This window comes from Pseudomonas sp. PS01301, from assembly GCF_029960215.1.
Classification (GTDB): Bacteria; Pseudomonadota; Gammaproteobacteria; order Pseudomonadales; family Pseudomonadaceae; genus Aquipseudomonas; species Aquipseudomonas coleopterorum.
In genome coordinates this window covers 68,150-87,343 of record NZ_JASCPM010000014.1, presented here as the reverse complement: position 1 = coordinate 87,343, position 19,194 = coordinate 68,150, and the positions used below count along the sequence as shown (strand labels likewise).

The following is a 19,194-nucleotide window of genomic DNA, read 5'->3' as shown; positions in this document are numbered from 1 at the left end:
CTCGCACTTTCCGAACTCAGCGCGTGAGGACAATCCGGCGCGCATTGGCTCCCGTAGTGGCGAGCAGTTTGGTGTCCATGAAGGTCTTGGCGGCCAGGCCCTCGACCTCGGCGCCGTTGGCCTGCAGCCATTCGCGGAACGCCACGGCCGTTTTGTCCGAGCCGATAAACACGCCTTCGCCGGCGATCGCCGCCAGCCGGCCGCCAGGCTTGAGCATGGTGAAAGCACGCATGATGTGGGCCGCATCTCGGCGATTGGAGAACGGTGGATTCATCACGATGGCGTCGTACTGCTTGGTCGGGGTGAACGTCTCGAAGTCATGGGCGACGACTGTGTACCCCTTGGCGGTCAAAATATCCTGCAGCTGGGGGCTGATTTCGATCACGTCCACATTCGCGCCGGCGGCCTTGGCTGCGTCGGCCAGATTGCCATTGCCGGCCGAGGGTTCGAGCACGTCATCGCCAGGCTTGATCTGCGCCAGGCGCGCCATGGTGGTGGCCTCGCCGCTGGGCGTTGGGAAAAAGTCGATGCCGACCTTTTGCCCAATGATTGCGCGCTCAGCCTTCGCGATCGGATCCTCGGGTCGTGCGCCTTGCTTGAACTCCACGAACTCGGCCAGCGCGTCGCGCAGCTCCAGGGTGTTTGTGATGCCGGCACGACGCAGGCGGGCGGCCCTGGCCAGCTGCTCGATGTTCCACCATCCCAGCTGCGAATCAGCCTCCTTTTGGCCAATCATGGCGCGCAGCTCCTGCACATCTTCGGCTTTCATGTACGGGGCGTAACGGATCCGCTGGGCCAGCGCCGGGGCGCCTTTCTTGCCCTTGATCAGCTCCAGCACGCGGGCACGATTTGCCCCGGCAGTGTCCCACTTGGGATCGGGGAACGTGGCATAGCGCGCCTCGTCAGCGGTGATCGGGTCATGCTTGCGCCGCTCTCTTTCCGAGTAGCTGATGTTGTTGGCCTTTTCGTACTCACTACGCGCGCCCACGAGTCGCTGCACCAACGTCTCAACGTCCGCCCGACTGGTAATGCCCGACAGGTGCTGCGCCTGGCCGCGCTCAATGGCATCTGCCAGGTTGTTCATGGTCAAGGCAATGGCTCGGGTGGCCTCGGCCGCCTGAATGCCACTGGCGGCCATACGGGCGCGCCTGGCAGTGTTGGCCAGCCGATCGCGGCCCACCTCGGCCTCGGCACGCTCCAGAGTGCTGGCAGCCACCTCGCGCAACTTGGCGACCTGCTTGGTGATCTTCTCCTGCTGGCGCAGCTGCTCGTTGGCCAGGCGATCGGCCTGGGCCTGGGCCGCTGCTTCCAGGCGGCGCATTTCGGCCTCGGGGTCTTCGGGGTCAGGGCGTGCGGCCGGATTCTTGACCTTGGTGTCGGTACTGCCGGCAAAGCCCTGCAGGTGCTTTTCCCGGATGAACCACCCGCCGTCCTTCTTGAATGTGTACTCGTCGATCGCCTTCGCCTCGGCGTAGGTCAGATCCGTGCGCACGATGCCGCGCAGCACTTTGCCCTTGCCGGTGGTGTGCTCGATGATTGCCAGTGCAGGTTCGGGTTCTGGTACCGCCGTTTCACCCAGGGCGAGGGGCTGCACGTTGGCGGCCTCCTCGAAGCCGGCAATGCTGGCCTTGTCCGTGTTGTAGACCACCACCGTTACGGCGCTGCCCTCCACCTGGAAACCTTCGGGCGCGTTGGGCTCGATGAACGCCACGCCGTCGAAACCTTCGGCCAGCACACGCTCGCGCAGGGCTGCACCCTCAGTGATGTTTTTCACCATGGCCAGCAGCTCGGGGCTCGCCTGGGGGCGTGTCAGGTCAATGATCCGGGCATCGCTGGCCAGCGACACGTCCAGAATGACGCCGCCACTCTCCAGAATCCGCGCCTCCTCGCCTTCGGGCTCATTTGGGCCGTTGAGGATCTTGTCGGCAGCCTGCAGGGCGAAAAAGTGCGCATAGCCGCGCTTGTCGCTGGTGAGATAGAAACCCTTGCCTTGGTGGTCGTAGCCGCTGCCCTTGCGCGTGCCGTCGGTGTAGCTGGTGAAGGGCAGGGCGGTGCCGTGGAACAGCGGCGTGCTTGGGTAGAGCGGGTAATTGGCGGCCGGCGCCGGTGGCTGCTGGGGAACGATTTCGGGCATGGTCGCCAGGTCGCGAGCCAGCGCCACCATCGCGTCGAAGTCTTTGCCCTGGATCCTGGTGCGCATGGCGCCGTTGGCACCCCGGTACTGGATGAAAATGCCCAGCAGGTCGGTGTTGATGCGCAGCCAGTCCGCTATCGCAGTGCTGTTGATCTTGCGAGTGACAACGCCCTGATTATGGCGCTGCTCATACGGAAGGGTGTCAAGCCAGGTCACGAAGGCTTTGGCCAGCGCCTTTTGCCCTGCGAGCATGCTCTCGTAGCCTGGGGCGTCCTCTGGCATTGGTGGGCGGGCGAACACTGGATTGGATGCATCCTCGAAGCCGCCACGGGTCATAAACCCTTTGCCGTCGGGCGATTCGAGCACCCACACGGTGCCCAGCGATCCGGCGCGCATACTTACCAGGCGAAATCCTTGGGCCCTGGCTGCCTTGAGCCCTGCCAGTATCGCTTTGGCGCGATCGGCGCCAGCGGACAGCTGGCCACCAATGCGTACGCTTGCCGTGAATCCCAGCGCCTTGATATCGCCCTGGTAGTACCAAATCGCACTATCTGCTTTGCTGTTTTTCGCATCGGCCTTGATGGCGCCGGCAGGGGTCAGCGCGTCGGCGGCTGAAATGATGCGGGGCTTGTTCACCGCACTACCAATATCGCGCTCCAGGGCCTTGGCCAGCTCGGCCTCGCGATCCCTGCGCTCGATAGCGGTCTTGGCAGCTGAGTAGCGATCAAGCGCGGCAATGCCTGCCGGGGTGAGTGCCCCCAGGTTGATCAGTCGGTTGTGCTGCTCCAGCTCGGCCTTGGCTGCATCGAGCTCCACCTGCAGCGGATCAGCTGCAGGCAGGCCTTCGCCGGTCAGCTGCTGCAGCAGATCCGCCAGACGCGCGGCAATCTTGATCCGTTCCAGGGGGTTGGCCGCACCCAGCAGGGCGACCTCGGTATCGACCTGGGCGGCCAGCTTGATTCGCAGCATCATGGCCACGGAATCGAATAGTGCGGTCATCGACAAAATTTCCTGTTTGATATACATTTGAACCGTCTGTTGCACCCACGGGCCGCCTCTCTCGTAGAGTCCCGTGCGTAGGCCCACCAGCGATGATGGGGACCACCTGCAGGCCAATGAGGGGCAACCAGAACGGGACGGCCAGGTGTAGGCCCGTTTTGCGTAGGCCGGGAGTATCGACAAGCGACTCCCGGCGCACCCCCTCCCATCTTTTAGTCGTGCAGGTCGAACACAGTCAGCACCCAAGCGTTCGAGCCTTTGCGCTTCACCAGCTGCACCTCCAGCCCATCCTTGGCGATAACCAATCGCATGACCGAACCCACCTCTACCGGTGGCTTGGGCAGCGTGCCGTTTGCGATCGCGGTCACCATTCGTTTGAGCATTGCGTCCACCTGGGCGGCGGTGTAGCCGTCTTTACGCCCGCGCGCCTCGATCGCGTGGACAAGGCCCTTGCCGCCTTTGCGCACGCCTTTGGCGTTGGCAGGCTTGCCTTCATCGCCCCACTCGAAGTCGATCCAGCCCAGGCCCTCGCGATACATGGCGCGATGCACGGTGGCCTTGGTGGTCAGCGATTTCTGCAGCGAGGCCAGGCCGCGCGCCAGGTTGGCGGCTGGGGTCGGAATGGCATCGAGCGCCAGGTCATCCTCTCCGGCCAGCTCCTCAAGGACAGCAGCAGCGATCGCCACAGCGGCGTCTTCCTGCTCGTCGGTGTCGAACATCACTTGCGGTATCAGATCCATCAGGCGTTGAGCCTTGGCGCCGCACGACGGGCCTTCACAAGACGGCAGCTCGCCCAGCAGCTGCACCAGCTCCACCTGCAGCGGATCGGTGTATTCGATGCCATCGAGCAGCTGGGCGCCGTCTTGCTCCTCCTCGTGCTCAGGCATCGGCGCGTCATCCGGCCATACGCTGATGCCAAACTCGTCGGACTGGCAAAAGCCCTCCAATTCGTTGGGCTCCAGTGCCTCAAACGCCAGCAGGCTGCCATCGGGGCCGTTGGGGCGAGTCGCAGCCAGGTAGGCCTTGAAGTACTCCAGCGCGTTCCAGTTGCCGGAGAACACCGGTGGCACGTTTTCGTCTTCATCCCAGTGCGCGACAAAGGCGCCGCACGGGGTCAGCACGGTGTAATGGGTGGTGATCATGCTGTCTCCTCCAGACTCTGCGCGGCAGCGATAAGGTTTTTCTTCGAATCACGGCGCTTGTCCCACAGCACGTCGTACCAGATCGTCGAAAGGCGCAGCGTGCGGTCGGCGCAGATGGCCAAGAAGGCCTTGAGCGTGGACTGGTCGCCATGCACGGGCATCGAGTCGATGACCATGCGCAGCACGGTGTTGGCGCGAATGACCAAATGCCCTTTGGCCTTGCGGTCGGTGTTGCGATTCTTGAATACGCCCTTGAACACAGCGAAACCGTTCCAGCTGCCCAAGTACTCGGCACCGGTCTTGCGATCAAACTCGTTCTTGACCCAGCAGCTCTCCTGGGGGTGATCGCGCTGCAGATCCTCCCACCAGCTGTCTGCAGCAATGGTGACGCGCTTGGCCAGCGCAGCGATCGCGGCCGCGTACTGGTCGGCCTGCTCCTGGCGAGCTACCTGCAGGGTGTCGATGGCGCCGCTGTGCATGTTCAACTTGGCGTTCATGGCCGGCGTGAGGGCGCTGGTCAGGTAGCCGGTGACCATGGCGAACATTTGCGGGTCACGTACAGCGAACATGGCCGAGTCTTCGGGAGTGGCCAGGTACTGGACGCCCATGGCGAACACTTCGGTTACCTGGTCGCTGTAAACCTTGCCGGTATACGCCGAAATGAAATGGTCCTCATACGCGACTTCGTGACTGCCATATTTGTGGCCGGTCAGTTTCTTGAGGCTCACCGGTTTATCGCTCAGGCGGCGCTTGATCAGGAAGCCGTTGCTGGCTGCCTTGGCGATCGGGTCGTTTTCCAGGTGGTGCGCCAGCTCGTGGAACAGCACGGTCTTGTTGAAGTGGGTACCCAGGTTCACCACTTTCTCGTCAGTACGGGTTTCCACCCCGACCGCGTTGGCGCGCTTGCCGCCGGCAGAGATACGGATGGCCGAGGACTTGCCGCCGCTCATGCGGTAGAACTCGGCGATATCGCGATACACGTCTTCGCGCTTGTAGCCCTGGCGGGCCAGCTTGGCGAGGGCGTCCTTGTCGATGATCTGGCGCGAGGCCCATTCGGTTGCCTGCTCCTCACTGATCGGCGAGGCGGCGAAAATGGCATTGCGCACGGCCTGCCCGTCCTCGCGCAGTACAGCGGCCGCACGCTCAGCACGATCGGCATCGAACGTCTTGTTTGCTTGATCCAGAACCGCTTTTGCGGCGTTGTAGTCTTTGACGTACTGCTCACGCAGAACTGCCCGCTTTTCGGCAACCTCGGCAAGGTCAGCGCGCGTAGCCAGCGATTGCTCGATCTGCTTGCGAACCATGGAAATCTGCGCGGCAATGGCGGCGTCCGCGTCCTTGTAGGTCGAATTGACGCCCTGGATGGCCGCCATTGCCTGGGCATAGGCAGGGTTGTTCATGCGGCTTTCCGCCAGCACCTCGCGCGAGGCCGTCAGCCGCTTTAGAACGTGCTCCTCGACGATGCCAGGATTCACCCCACGGCTCTGCAGCTCGTCGAAGGCTGCCACCTGCGCAGCCTCGATGTTCACGATCGGGGCGAGACTGGCTGCACGTCGAGCCATGGCGGGAAGTTGGGCGGTGCTGGCCAGCTCGCCGACCGTCATCGCCTCGAAGGGGCGTAAGGCGTCCGGCACAGCGTGCAGACCCGTTTCCAGGTAGCGGTCCAGCGCTTCGCTGGCACTTACCCTGTCGGCGATCGAAAAGCCGTCCAGCGGCTCCTTGGGGGTGGTGAGGGTGACGCCAAGTTGCGCCAGGTATTCGGCGACCTGCTTGGACGCCTTGAGACGGGCGAGCGCGTCGAGGCCACCCATCAGCGCCTCGACCTGGTTGGCCATGAGTCCGCTGATGCGGATACGGTCGAATGCAGCTATATCATCGAGAACAAACATGCGCACGGCGCCCGGAACGATTAATCATCGCGTGATGATCAGCCATTGGGGCGCCGCGTTTGGGAGGGGCTTTCCGGGTTACTCGTTGGCGCCATCGATGATGGCGCCGCGTTTGAGAAACTGGCGGCAGGCAAGAGAAATAGTGGCCGCTCGACCCAGGCCGATGTGCGTGGCGTGCGCGTCAATTGCTTCGAGCAATTCGGGATCAATCGTCAGGCTGATCTGCTCTTTGTTGCGCTTTTTCGGCTTGATGGCGCGCGCTGCTTGAGCAGTTTCGCCGTCGGGTGCGCCGTTCACGTAAGCCAGCACCTTGTCATCATCTACAGGCTTTGCCGGAGTTTCAGTGGGAACTGCTTTGGGTTTCGAGGTAATAGCCATATGCGAGCGATCCGGTGGTCAAATAGTACGTTTTCAATATTGATTAGATGCTGATGCAGTGCCTAATCAATTGCTTCATGCGACGTCCGTGCCGCCATCGACCGGATCCAAGCTATCTGCTACCTCGTACGCTGGGCGCCCATCGAGCACCTGCATCAGCTTGTCCAGCTCGTAGCACGCCTTCGGGTTTTTCGGGCGAACCTCGTGGACCGAAAGCCCCTGGCCTGCAGCGCTGGCGAAGGGCTTACGACGCACCATCACAAACGGCAGTTGCTGATAAACGGGGTACTCGTCCAGGGCGCTCAGTGCGTCGGAGTTATCGGCTGATTGCGCCTTGGCCTCGGCTAGGTTGAGCAAGGCGTAGACCGGGAAAGGGTCACGGGTACTGAGCGCATTGCGCAGGAGCTCGTCCATTTCTTCCAGGGCCCATACCTCGAACGAGCCAGGCGCGAACGGTACCAGTGCCACGTCACAGACCGCCAACGCCGCGCGCATGGCCGAGGAGTCGCGGCCGCCCACGTCGATCACGATATCGTCGTACTTGCCTTTCATTGCGCGGTGCGCGGCCAGCAGCTCGGGGCCGTGTTCGTAGCGCACGCAGGTAATGGGCGGGAAGTCGTCGGACTGTGCGCGATTGAGCAAGGCGAGCTCGGAGCTTTTCTGGCGATCGCCATTGATGACCAGCACGTCTCGACCTTGGCGTGCCTTCTCACCGGCGATCTGCACGGCGAGGGTGCTTTTGCCGACGCCTCCTTTCGAGTTGGCGATAGCGATGGTGGTCATACTGATTCAATCCTTTTTCAATATTGAATGACGGCCTAATGCCTACGGATTGGGCATTGGAACGGTAGGTTTTCAGTATATTGATATGCAAGCCACTTGCAAGCGCTTGAGGCCTGGCCCACTGAGACAGGAGTATTCGATGCGAGGCGAGCGCAGATAGCACTGATTTTTCGTGAGGGCTATGACACTGGAAAAAGGAGGTGGCACTATAAATGGTCAATAGCGGGAAGGTGAGTAGCCGCGCTCAGGCCGTGTGCTATAGGTGGCGCTTTGCACATATTTAGATAATAATGTCTTGTTAGGAAAAACTATAAATTACATCGGAGTTGCAAACTTTGGAAACTTCAGAAAAAGAACATTTAAAACAAGATTCGCAACAAGATTTGCGCGAAAGACTTAACAAGGCTAGATTGCCCGTCCGAATACTTGACAGAAATCTAAAAACATCAAAGCTAAATATATTCATTGGTTCTGTCTTTGCCAATCTATCTATAGGATTACTAGTTTATGGTTGGTTCTCGTTTGCGGAGCCAGAGTTCATCACCAAGATTCAAGCTAATAGTATAGGCGCCATAAGCTTTTTTCTCGGAGGATTTATCCTCATAGTGATAGTGACCCTCATTACTTTATCCATGGGCGATAAAACTTTCGAAGAAGAACGTGACCCAAGCACAGGGATAAGTTTTAGAAACTCATATATTAAATATACAAGTGATTCAAGCATATCTCGCTTGGTTGAGAAAGTAGCGAAGGAGGCGCGCGAAACAAGCAACAAGCCCCTAGATAGTTCGGAGGCAGGCTTGGAGCAAGAGGGGGGAGAGAACGCTAAAACCGATAGCCGTTACTATGGCGCTGCATCGGATGATACCCATTTCGAAAAGTATATATCTGAGGTATTGCGTTCTCTTTCAGCGTATGCGGTGAGTTCAGAAATTACAGCCCAGCGACTTCTAGATACCGGTAAAACCTTCATGGCGAGAGGCTTGTTTTTTTATTGCATAGCCATAGGGCTCTGGCAGTTCTTCGCAAACGCTACAAAGCCGGATTCCCATGTTATGTACATAGGAATGGCAGCATGCTCTCTGACTTTTATCGTGATTGAGTTTTTAGCTGCATGGTTTTTTAAGCAGTATAGGTATTACGTCGAAGTATCACTATCATGTCTTCGAGTTAGGTCTGTCTACGATAGATATCTTTTGACATATTACGCTTTGAAGTCGTTTAAGGCCGGTGATGAGGTTGAAGCACGAGACAAAATGATGGAGGCTTTGAAGGAAGATGTTAAGTGGCCAACCTACAAAGGTGCAGCATCCAATGACTTCAACTACATGATGGAGTCAATGGGTGCGGCGCATACGTCACTGGAGAAAATCAGGAAGATTTTCAAGGATTCTGGCAAAGGCAAAGCGCAGTAGGGCTTATAATTAGGCTATCGGCCGCCCTAGATAAAGGGCAGCCTCAGCCAGACTCAAGCGGCGAGCGCAGTCCGTGCCTTGGCCACCATAGCATCCGCGTAGGCCTGCGATGCCTGCTCAAATAGCGGATCGAACTCAGCACCGCCGGCGAACTTCTCGTGTGCCGCCAGTAGGCGATCGGCCAGCGCAGCGTCCATGCTGGCAATGCCGTCGATCACGGATTGCAAAAGGGCCAGAGCCTCGACTTGTGCAGGATCCTCATTGGCAGCAGGCGCAGGCTGTGGTTCGGGAGCCGGATCTGGCGTCGGGGCGGGCGCTGGGTCAGGCGTAGGCGCAGGACTCACGCCTTCCTCGGGCGCAGTCACCATGAACGGCTCACCCACGAGCTTGTCGCGATAGTTGAAATTCACATGCTTGCCCGCCTTGAAATTGCTGATGGCGCCCAGGGCGTCGCGCTTGCTCCAGTGCGCAGAGAGCACCTGCAGCTTGCCGTCCTTGTCGTAGCCCACGACGGCCGCTGTGTAGAGGTTGTAGGTCGAGCGCGATGCTTCGTCGCCGTTGGCCAGGGTAATGACCAGCTTTTTGCCGGTGGGATTGGTCATGGTGGCGCCGGCGCCAGCGTCTGTGCCTGTCTTGGCCGCCGTGTTGCCCTCGGCGCCGGTGACAGCCGCGCGCGCTTCGGCAACAGCCGCACGGAACGCGCCATCGACCTTGGCCGCCATGGCCTCGGCGCTCAGCTCAGGTTCATCTGGCCACTGCAGGGTGCTGCCCTCGTCTTTCCATACAAGGGTCATAGGCCCTTTGCCCACCTGCTGGACGGCGCTGCGCACGCCGTACGTGCTGCCGTCGATCGTTACCATCAGCTGAGTGCTGCCGGCGTCCGTATTCCAGCCCAGGGCGCTGAGGGCAGCCTTTACCGCCTTGGAGCGGGTGACATACTCCGGCTCTGCAGGGCGGCCCGCTGCATTCGTGCGTACGCGCAGTTCGCGGATCCGATCGAGGGCGACACCGATAGCTTTGATCACTGCAGATTCCAGGCCTTCGGCCAGCGACGACATGCCCAAGCTGTCGTAGCCGATATTGCCTGGCTGGATCATGTAGCTCGACACGCCGCGCTTGTTGGCCGACATACGCAAGCGCAGACCCCAGCCTTGCGGATCCACAGCAGTGAAGCCGTCAGGGTCGCCGCTGGACACGTACTGAACCGGCGTGTGTAGCTTGGCCAGCGCTTCGAACGACTGGGCGCCGCCCTGCTCACCGCCAGGCATGGGCGGGGCAATGGCGCGCTTGGCCTCGGCCTGCACAGTCAGATCGCTGATTTCGGCCTCAATGGCGGCCAGGGTGGCCTCTTTGCTGGTGACCTGGACTTTCGCCGCCTCGATCGCAGCCATGCGCGCGGCGCGGTCACCGTTGGCCTTGGTGAACTTGGCGCTGTTCTTCTCAGCCAGGCGCATGACGCGGCGCGCCACTTCGCGTGGATTGAGGTCGCGGCCTTTCTCCGGGGCCACCAGAATGGTGACGTCCTTTTTGTTGAGCAACCACTTCCAGCTCACCAGCTCGTCGTCGGGCAGGATCTTGTTCGGCGTGCTGTCAGGGTTGTGCAGGTAGATGGCCACCGTCTGGCCGTCGGACAGCTCGAACAGCGCCACAATGTTGGTCGTGCCTTTCTGCTTGAAGGGGGCGCTGATCTGCTTGGCCACCGGCTGTACGGTCTCGCTGGCGGCCGCCATGATCCGCATCAGCTGCTCCATTTTCATGTCCAGCTTGCTGTTGACCACCACCAACGCATCGAGCACCTGCTGCTCGCCCTCCGCGTCGAGGATTTCACTCATGCTCAGCGCATCGAGCAGCAGCCCGCCGCCGTCGCCCTGGCGCAGGCCATAGATCAGGCTGGCAAGGTCAGTTTGGACAGGCTGTGCTGCGCTGTCCCAGGTAATGTCGGTCATATCGTCGTCGCCGTGGTAGGGGAGTGCAGATTTATCGAAAGGCACACGGGTGTTGCCGTACTTGAGCCACCAGGTGAACTGCGACACCGAAGCGCTCACCATCGAGCCGAGGCCGTTCCAGCCGCGCTCATAACTGTTGAGGTAGGCGGTGCGGGCGCTATCCTCGTCGGCAAAGGCCAGCATGACCTTGTGCTCGTCAAAGGCGCCGCTCTTGCCGTTTTGGTTCACCACGAACACCCGATCGCTCTCGGGTACAGGTCCCACGTAGCAATCCACCGGATCACCATCGGCACCCAGGGTGCCGGCGATATCGCCATAGTGAGCCTGGCAAATCACGCTCCACGGCTTGCCGTCAGACTTGCCCATGCGAGCGGTGCCTTGAGGTGTTTCGATAGCGATCGACAGCCCGTACAGCTCGAACCGCCCCTTGAGGTAGTTGCCAGCGTTGAGTTGGGCAATGGAGGGCAGCGCGTAGCCGTTGCGCCCGAAGGCGCCGGCGTTGGCTGCAGACTGGATGGCGGCAAATTTATCGTTCATGACCCACGATAACCGGGGCCAGCTCGATGCCCTGGGTCAGCTTTCCGAGACGGCCACCCAGGTGGCGCCCAGGTGGGTGAACTCGCGCAGATCAATGGCCCCGAGCTCGTGCAGCATCGCGTCGATCAGGGTGCGCGCCTGGCTCAATGTGACCGCTTTGGGCAGGCGGGCCTCGGCAAGGCCACGCGCAGGCCTGCCCGATGCATCCATGCAGCGAAGGTGGACGCGGATCAGCCAGCGGCGGCGCAGTTTGAGCGCCGCCGACTTGGCCAGGCCACGGGCGCGCACGCTCTTGGTGGCGCCGTTAAACCGAACGTAGACCATCAGAATCGCACGCCCTTATCGGCCAGCTTCCAGTCTGACGCCTGGTCAATCAGCTTTTTGAACGCCACCTTGGGCAGGCGCGACAGGTACCGCTTGTGCGACTCCATCCACGTCTCCAGGGTCTGGCGCGGGGTGGCCACCTTGACCGTGGCCGTGCGTTGCTTGATCGACGGCGCAGACGCCAGCACGGCAGTCATCGCCGGCGTGGTGATCACAGTGCGGTAGCCGCTATAGGCGAGCTGTTCGGCCTGCTCCTGGGTGGCCACCGGCAATGCGTGAGTGTGCTTGCGATCGAAGTGGGCAGCAGCCTGCGTGGCCAGCTCGTCGGGCACGCTTGTGTACTTGATCAGCCGAACATCAGGCGCTTCGATTTCAAGCATGCTGATCACGTCATCCCAGCGCTTGCTCGCCAGCCACATATCGCGGGTGACGCTCTGCAGTTCCCAGCCGCCAACGGTCTGGCGATCGCGCTCAAGCTGCAGGTGCGCGGGTTGAATGTCATAGCCGTACTTGTGGGAGGTATCGCACACATACAGACCGCCCACATACAGCTTGCCCGGACGGCTGGGCAGGATGTGGCCAATGGGCACGCCGATCACATCACGCATAGGGGGCTGCATGCGCAGGCACATGCTGCGCACCTGGTCACAGTCGGTATCGGTCAGACCGGTGATTTCAAACGTCACACCGCCTTCATCATGCCCCAGCGGCCGCTGCTCGATGGTCAGCACCTCGGATTCGAACTGTTCGCTGTACGAAAACGCAGGCCGCCATTCCTTGGTGCCGTTGAGCACGCGCACCTGGTACCCAGCGCGCTGCAGCACCAGCAGGGCCAGCTTGTACCCTTCGCCGAAATGACCGATCGAGTGGGGATCGTCGGCTTTCGAGGTGCAGCCCAGCAGCAGGGTTTTTGCTTCCAGCAGCGCACCGCGGCTGGTGATGCTCAGCGCGTCGCCATAGAACGAAAATTCAAACGGTGCATCGGGGTCGCCTTGGCGGTTGAGGTGATCGAGCGCGTTCTGCAGCAGCTCGCGAACGCCTTCTTTCAAGCCCCAATGGCGGATGTAGTCACGCGCGATCGGCAGCTGATACGTGTGCTCGGGTGGGGTATTCATGGGTCACCGTTTGGTCTGATTGTGTGAGGTGAGATTTATATCATTTGATATACGCTATTGCAATCGTATGAATATCGGAAATCGTATCTGATGATATGGATTAAACACGCTACAGTGGCGTTTTTAAGGAGCCACCTATGTTCGGTGAATCGCAGCAGCCGCAAGACGATGCCAAGGTCAATATGTATCTCGTGAGCATTGCCGGGTATTACGGAAGCCCCGTCACCCTGGTGTGCGTGCATTCTCCCCAGGACGACATGCTGGTCATTGCCGGCGAGGAGCCGCTGGTGGAGCTGCGCCGGCCAGGCTTTGGCATGGTCACAAACCTGAACCTGGACGCGGTGGATATGCGTTTTGAAAACGAGCAGATCCGCAAGTCGATTCACGAATTCCAGCGCCGGCAGGGCCAGGAGACGATCGACATGGACGGCAGCCTGGCACGCCACTCGCCTGAAAACGCAGTGACGCAAGATGGTTTCGACGAACGCGGTCCCAAATACCGCCTGGCGCCTGAAATCAGTAATGGTCAGGTCGCCGTGCTGGCTGCGTGCGCTTTTGCAGCAGGGCAGTCGTCGGTGGAGCGGGCGCTGTCGCTGATGGACGACATAACCAGCCTGATTTCCACCGACCTTTACAGCCTCACCACGATCTAGGCCGCTTCATCCTCGTCCGGTACGCCGGCGTCATCGAGTACTGCCAGCGCCTGGCGAAACGACTCGGCGCTGGCGCGTTCCAGGGCTGCCTGCTCCAGGTTGCCGGCGGCCTCGTTAATTGGCGCATTGTTGTCCACTACGGCCAGGGCATTCTGCAGGGTGGCCACGGCCGCGCTATGGTCAGCACCATCCAGGCAAGCGCCCTGCAGCACGTCATCGGCCAGGGCCTGGCCCTGCACCACCGCGTCCAGGCGCTCGGCTGTCAGGGTCTCTGCCAGATCGATACCGGCCGGCACCAGCCAGATGGCACCGTCATCACGGCCGATCAGCTTGGCGGTGAGCAGCTCGTCACTGCCCATTTTGCTCGGCACCGCATAGTCTTCTGAGGCCATATTGTGGCGTCTGAACAGGTACAGGAGGGTGTCCACGGCGGCGGCCGACAGAGCCTCGGCGCCCACGCTGTCCAGGGTCATACCCAGTTCACGCTTGAGGCCGTCGCGAACCTCGCCCCGCTCAGCGATCTGGCTGTCCAGGTAGCTGATGCGCTCAGCCAGTGCGTCGGCCATCTTGGGCGCGGCCGTGCGGATGCCTTTTGGCAGCTCCACCTTGATGCGCGCCTGCTGCGCCTGGAACTTGGCCTGATTGCGCTGTGCGGCCGCTGCAATCTCGGCGATGGCCTTGGTGTCTTCCTGCTGGTGAATGGGCAGCACGGCGCCGTTGAGCAGCACACGGAACACGTCACCGGTCAGCTTGACCATGAGGGTAACGGTCTGGCCGCTGGCCAAGGTCAGCAGCGCCTGGTGGTAGCTGACGCCCGAGGTACGCTTTACCTTGGGATCAAAGTCATGGGACACCACCGGCTGGCCGGCGCGCTGCATCAGCTGCGCGATACGCTTGAGCGAGCGCTGGGTATCGGCGGGGTTGTCGAAGTCGAATAGCACATCTGGCATGGTCATATCTCACAGGTTTTGCCGTAGTGTGCGGGCGCAAAAAGGGGCCGCCCGCTCGGTATTTCCGATTACATAGGCTTGCCGACCGGTTTGCCGTCGCCCTGCTCGATGTGGCTGTGCAGCTGCACACTGATGCCGTCACTGGTGATATCGCCACCGGTTTGCGTGACTGGACCTTTGATGGATAGCGCCTTGGCCGCCAGGGCAATGCTGCCCGCGTCGATCTTGAGCAACGAGCCGCCCACTACCAGCTCGATCAAAGCGCCGGCCTCGATGCGCACGCTCTGGCCGGCGGTGATCAGCACCGTCTCGTCCGCGACCATGGTGAAGTTCTCGTGCTCCCAGTGCCGGGTGCCGATCATGTTCTCGACGTTGCGCGCTCGAAAACCGGTGATGATCGGATAGCGTGGATCGCCTGAAATGAAATCCACCCACACAAGGTCGCCGGTCTTGATGCGAATCTCGGTTTCGGGGCTGCGATCGCCCAGGTTCTGCTCGATTTCGGCGAGCAATGTGCCGCCGTCACTGATGCCTGGAATCGACACCTCGCAGCGGCGGGGATCGCGCTGGTACAGCACAACAGTCGCGGGCCAGCGAGCCATCAGGAGATTTCCCCCACCCAAAAGCGCGAGCTCGTGTCCATGATGCCGTTGTTGCTCAGCGATCGGTGCGCGGCGGTGATCACCAGCTGGGTTCTGCCGGCCACGCTTACCACGTCGCCGGCGCGTATTTTCATCGCCAGCTGGTTGTCGATGATGCGGCGCGTGATCGGCACATGAGACAGATTGTGCAGGGTGCGGGCGTCCATCCCTGGAATGAATCGGGCGTTGCGGGCCGTGCCGAAATCGCCTTGCACTACCTGGCCGTAGTCATCGAGCGAAATGCACATCGGGATACCGGTCTGCTCAAGCAAGTCACTTTCGTGCGCCGCCGAGCTGTCGAACTGCCCAAGCGAGTCGGTAGGCGTTTGCGCCATCAAGTTGTGCAGGCGCTCGATCGAGATACGACCATTGCGCAGCACCAGCGCGGCGCCTTCCTCCTGCAGTGCGACAGCAACCGCATGACTGGGCGTATCGCCGGCCAGGCACACGAACCGCCCGACATTGAAATCGTTGGCAATGACCAGAGAGGATCCGCACGCCCGGTAAATTCCGCCCAGCGACTGATTGTAGGCCGTCACAGCACGGCCAGGCTGGCGCGGGCGGCCGATCGACTGGCAGCTGGTGAGAAAGGCCGTCACCTTCATGGCCTGCATGGGCGTGTCGCCCTGGATAACACCGGTAGGCTGTGCCCGCTCGCGCATGACGATGGTGTATTCCAGATGCTCATAGCCGCCCCACAGCGACGCGCCCATGGCCAGGCGCTGCTGCATGTCATCCTTGAGCTGTACGGTGAGCTCCAGGGTGCGCGGTATCGGCGCCAGATCGCTGCGCAGCACCGTTTCCTGGATCAGGTCGCCGGGGATCTGCCCACCGCTTTTGCTCAAGTAGATGTTCACGCCATTTCCTCCCAGTCCACCCCATCCATCGTCACCCGAGCGCCCTGCGTGCCGTGCAGCTGCTTGACCGTCACCTCGGTGACCATCGGGTAGCCTGGCGGGTTGTTCGTGCTTCCATCGTTCTCCTCGCCAGGCTTGGGTGCATCCAGAAAGGGCGTTGTGACCTTGAGGGTTATGTCGCCCACCAGCACGGTGCTGGTCTTGGATTGGCCCGCGACGCCGAACATCATGTCGGGGTTCTCGATCACCGCCGGCGCCGGAATGGTGTATTGGCCGAAGGTATGACGCGCCGTCATGCGCCGATTGCCCATGTCGCCCACAAACAGACCCAGCTGAGCGGCGATACTGCGCGCAGACGGCGAGTCGGCCGCCAGGATGGCGAACTGCACCCGCACGTCATGCATGGCCACGCGCAGGCCGTAAACCGAAGCGTTGGGCGGACTCTCAAGGCAGACCATCCGGCGCGGACCTTGGCGCGCGCCCCAGTCGGTCCCGGTGGTGGTGTAAGCGCGGTCGATCGCGATGAACACCACCGGAAACTTGGAATTCTTGCCGTGTGGGCCTTGCTGGTCTTTCTGGTAACTCTCCAGCATTGCCTCCACGTCGTCGATCATGCGATCGGCAACGATCTTGATAGCGTAGGGCGCCCCGCGCGCCGCGAATTCAGCGACCGCCTTGGTGTCGCCAAACACGCCCTGGTACCAACGCGCCATGTATTCGGCGATCGCCACCTTGATAGGGAACATGACCCCAGCGCTCTCGCTCATGCCGAGACCTCGGGGGTGTCGAGCAGGTCCCACTCGTCCAGATCAACAGCGTGGTGATGGCCTTCGAGCTCAGGGAGTGCTTCCAAGGCATCGCGCACGGCGACCACGCCCACAGGCTCGGTCTTGAGGGCGAAGACGTTGGCCCATACCAGCGAGCGCCAGGCGCGAAACGCTTTGCCCTCGGCCTGGAATGCCGGTACAGCCTCCTCCTCGGCGTAGCTGATCACTGTCATCAGGTTGTCGTAGCCATTGGCGAACGCGGTGGCGTCCATGAATGCCTTGACCACTGAGTGGAACGTCATGCGTTCGGCCGGCGCCGTGGTGATGACTGGTACCGCGACAGGGGCGGGCCTTTCCTCAATGTCCCAGCCAGCTTGCGTCCAGCGAGCGCGGTGAGTGGCCGGGAACGCCGGCGGCTCCACATCTACGCACCCGCCTGGAATCATGAAAACCCCTGGCTCCATGGGCGACTCGTCCGCGACCGTGGTACCGATCAGGATCATATCGCTGTCCAGCTGCCAGACCGTTTTGCACTTGAGCTCGCGCGGGGCCTCCTCCTGCACGGGCAGCCTGGCAGGGCTGTACTCGAACACGGCCGACAGGCCCTGGGTTTCCGCGCTCTCTTGGATCTGTGCAGGCTCTTGATGATCAGTAGTCATGGTCGCTTCTCAGTACTTGATGCAAAACAGCACGCTCATGTTGCGCGGCCGGTTCTCGGCGCCACCGGTGCTGTTCACTGTGATGTTGTGGGCGTGCGCGCCGGTCGTGCCGATAGCCACGGTGTGACCGTGATCGCCAACACCGTCGATTGTCAGGCCGTGAGCGTGGTCACCACTGCCATAAACCTCGACGGCGTGGGTGTGCGTACCGTTGGCACCAATGTACAGCTCGTGCTGGTGGGTACCGCTGGCATCGATGGCCAGGCCGTGCTGGTGATCACCCGCCGACCTGATCAGGGATTCATCGACGATGTAGCCCTCGTCCGCCTGATTGGTAGGTCCAATGGCGAACGTTAGAAGATCACTGTTGCCGGCAACGTCGTGCGCCATCTGGTGGTTGTGGTTACCCGCCACAGTGGTGACACCGGAGTGGCTATGCCACCCGTTGTCGGCAGCAGTACCGAGGTGGGCGTGCCAGCCTGCCTCGGACGTGGTACCCGAGCTGTGACCGTGCCAGCCATCGTTCGCAACCCTACCGGTGTGGCCGTGACCGCCGCCAGCGCTGACAGTTGTGGTGTGGGCGTGGTTGCCCTGAACGTCGGTGCCGGCAGTGTGACCGTGCGCCAGCACCATTGCCGGTTGGACACTGTTGAGCGTGCGCCCACCATCCAGACCGCGCCCATCGTCAAAGCCGCGCAGGAACTCGCCTCGGTAGTCGGGCAGGTTGAACGTGGTAGATCCATCGCCGGCGCCAAAGGTGGTGCCGATGCGCGAGAACAGGTCAGCATAGGCGGTACGGCTTACGGCCGCGCCGTTGGCCTTGAGCCATCCCGCTGGCGCACTGGACAACGGAAAGCCTGCGATCGCAGCAACCATTTCCAGACGGTCCTGTTTGAGTGCCGGCTGGAAGTTGGCCGAGTACCACAGGTTACCCATCGGCGTGTTATCGACCTGGGCGAGTAACTGCTGCCCGCTCCAGCCAAGGTAGATGTTGTTGACACCCATGTTGGGCGCGCCGCCCTGCTTCACAAAGGTGGCTTGTGTCTGCGTCTTGGTATACGCATCCAAAATGCCCATAGCCGCCAACGTGCTCGGGTTCGAGCCACTGGTTACACGCCCACGGGCATCGACTGACACCATGGTGTAAGTGCCGGCAGCAGCGCCCGACGGCCCGCCTACCACTTCGAACGCAAGGTTCGAGGTGCCCAGGTTGATCGGGCCGTCAGTGGTCAGTGTCCACTGCGTGTCCTTGTTCGCCGCGCCTTCCTCAACAGACACAGTGAGCGAGGGGGTAACTTTGGCCGAGGTGTTGGCATCAGCAGCCCGATACCACGCACCGGCAGCCACGATATAGATACCGTTGAGAAAGGCGCTGTTCTGCGCCCGCACCAGCACCCGATCGCCTGCCTTGAGCTGCACGTTGTCAATGATCAGCAGACCGGCCAGAGTGACGATGTGGGCTGTTGTAGCGACGCGCACGCTGTCCTTGAAGTCGCGGGTCTGGTACTCGGCGATCGTAAGGTACTGGGGGTGAGCGTTGGCGTCAGCCATATGGACCAGCAGCGCCAAAGCGTCGGGGTCCACCTTGATGGTGATCGAGCTGCTGGGTACCGCATTGATTACCCAGTCGTAGCTGAAAATGAGGTTTGCGCCTGCGCTTTTGACCAGGTACGGCCCGCCGTCCTTACGGCTGATCACGGCGAACAAAACGTTGCCGGCATAGAAACCGATTTCGTTGACGTCGGCCTTCTCGTCACTTTGAGGCCAGATGGTCGCGAGACGAATTTGATTTTCAGCAATGCGCCCGCCGGCACTGATCGCAATCCGCTTGACCTCGGCCTTGAGCGCAACCTCGTCGCCCTTGGGGTCGTAGGCGGCCGTGCCGAAGGCCATGTGAGTCAGCACCAGTTGCGTGCCGGTGGCGTTGGCGTTGAACACCGCCGCCTTGCCTTGCGTGGTGATGATTGGATTGTAAACAGCCATCGGGCCCTACCTTGTCGAATGA

General features: G+C 61.2%; 16 protein-coding genes. 2 read left to right on the top strand and 14 right to left on the bottom strand.

The annotated features are described in order from the left end of the window. Positions 1-16 precede the first annotated feature (16 nt). From QMX89_RS10070 to QMX89_RS10050, 5 genes are all read right to left on the bottom strand, one after another. Positions 17-3,133: a methyltransferase domain-containing protein gene (locus QMX89_RS10070; protein WP_282348039.1), complete on the bottom strand. Its 3,117-nt coding sequence runs from the start codon at positions 3,131-3,133 to the stop codon at positions 17-19. A gap of 212 nt (positions 3,134-3,345) precedes the next feature. Continuing rightward, the gene (locus QMX89_RS10065; protein WP_282348038.1) at positions 3,346-4,275 is read right to left on the bottom strand and encodes a hypothetical protein; all 930 of its coding nucleotides are present in this window, start codon (positions 4,273-4,275) and stop codon (positions 3,346-3,348) included. Beyond that, a complete protein-coding gene (locus tag QMX89_RS10060; RefSeq protein WP_282348036.1) occupies positions 4,272-6,164 on the bottom strand; it encodes a hypothetical protein in 1,893 nt (630 codons plus the stop codon). Before QMX89_RS10060 ends, QMX89_RS10065 begins: the two co-directional genes overlap by 4 nt. A 78-nt stretch (positions 6,165-6,242) precedes the next feature. Beyond that, the gene (locus tag QMX89_RS10055) at positions 6,243-6,542 is read right to left on the bottom strand and encodes a CopG family transcriptional regulator (RefSeq protein WP_282348034.1); all 300 of its coding nucleotides are present in this window, start codon (positions 6,540-6,542) and stop codon (positions 6,243-6,245) included. 75 nt (positions 6,543-6,617) lie between these two features. Further along, a complete protein-coding gene (locus QMX89_RS10050; protein ID WP_282348033.1) occupies positions 6,618-7,325 on the bottom strand; it encodes an AAA family ATPase in 708 nt (235 codons plus the stop codon). 335 nt (positions 7,326-7,660) lie between these two features. Here QMX89_RS10050 and QMX89_RS10045 point away from each other — a divergent pair, with 335 nt between their 5' ends. After that, positions 7,661-8,740: a hypothetical protein gene (locus QMX89_RS10045; protein WP_282348031.1), complete on the top strand. Its 1,080-nt coding sequence runs from the start codon at positions 7,661-7,663 to the stop codon at positions 8,738-8,740. 53 nt (positions 8,741-8,793) lie between these two features. Here the strand turns inward: QMX89_RS10045 and QMX89_RS10040 are convergent, their stop codons facing one another. Genes QMX89_RS10040 through QMX89_RS10030 form a run of 3 tightly spaced genes read right to left on the bottom strand, consistent with a single transcriptional unit; the run spans position 8,794 to position 12,662 of the window. Beyond that, the gene (locus QMX89_RS10040; RefSeq protein ID WP_282348030.1) at positions 8,794-11,223 is read right to left on the bottom strand and encodes a hypothetical protein; all 2,430 of its coding nucleotides are present in this window, start codon (positions 11,221-11,223) and stop codon (positions 8,794-8,796) included. Positions 11,224-11,259: 36 nt separating this feature from the next. Further along, entirely contained in the window at positions 11,260-11,547 is a 288-nt protein-coding gene (locus tag QMX89_RS10035) for a hypothetical protein (RefSeq protein ID WP_282348029.1), read from the bottom strand. Further along, complete coding sequence (locus QMX89_RS10030) at positions 11,547-12,662, bottom strand: hypothetical protein (RefSeq protein WP_282348027.1); 1,116 nt, start codon at positions 12,660-12,662, stop codon at positions 11,547-11,549. The genes QMX89_RS10035 and QMX89_RS10030 overlap by 1 nt, the downstream gene beginning before the upstream one ends. 137 nt (positions 12,663-12,799) lie before the next feature. Between QMX89_RS10030 and QMX89_RS10025 the strand changes: the two genes are divergently transcribed. After that, on the top strand, positions 12,800-13,315 hold the full coding sequence (locus QMX89_RS10025; RefSeq protein WP_282348026.1) for a hypothetical protein: 516 nt from the start codon (positions 12,800-12,802) through the stop codon (positions 13,313-13,315). Here QMX89_RS10025 and QMX89_RS10020 read toward each other — a convergent pair. The 6 genes from QMX89_RS10020 to QMX89_RS09995 form a co-directional block, all read right to left on the bottom strand. Then, positions 13,312-14,265, bottom strand: coding sequence for a hypothetical protein (locus tag QMX89_RS10020; protein ID WP_282348025.1), 954 nt, complete (start codon positions 14,263-14,265; stop codon positions 13,312-13,314). The genes QMX89_RS10025 and QMX89_RS10020 overlap by 4 nt on opposite strands. A gap of 68 nt (positions 14,266-14,333) precedes the next feature. After that, positions 14,334-14,867, bottom strand: coding sequence for a hypothetical protein (locus QMX89_RS10015; protein ID WP_282348024.1), 534 nt, complete (start codon positions 14,865-14,867; stop codon positions 14,334-14,336). Next, complete coding sequence (locus QMX89_RS10010) at positions 14,867-15,763, bottom strand: hypothetical protein (RefSeq protein WP_282348023.1); 897 nt, start codon at positions 15,761-15,763, stop codon at positions 14,867-14,869. Before QMX89_RS10010 ends, QMX89_RS10015 begins: the two co-directional genes overlap by 1 nt. Beyond that, positions 15,760-16,530: a hypothetical protein gene (locus QMX89_RS10005; protein ID WP_282348022.1), complete on the bottom strand. Its 771-nt coding sequence runs from the start codon at positions 16,528-16,530 to the stop codon at positions 15,760-15,762. The genes QMX89_RS10010 and QMX89_RS10005 overlap by 4 nt, the downstream gene beginning before the upstream one ends. After that, positions 16,527-17,189 (bottom strand): hypothetical protein, encoded by a 663-nt coding sequence (locus tag QMX89_RS10000; RefSeq protein WP_282348021.1) that lies wholly within the window; start codon positions 17,187-17,189, stop codon positions 16,527-16,529. The genes QMX89_RS10005 and QMX89_RS10000 overlap by 4 nt, the downstream gene beginning before the upstream one ends. A 9-nt stretch (positions 17,190-17,198) precedes the next feature. Then, positions 17,199-19,172, bottom strand: a complete 1,974-nt coding sequence (locus QMX89_RS09995) for a tail fiber protein (RefSeq protein WP_282348020.1) — start codon at positions 19,170-19,172, stop codon at positions 17,199-17,201. Between the last annotated feature and the right edge of the window lie 22 nt (positions 19,173-19,194).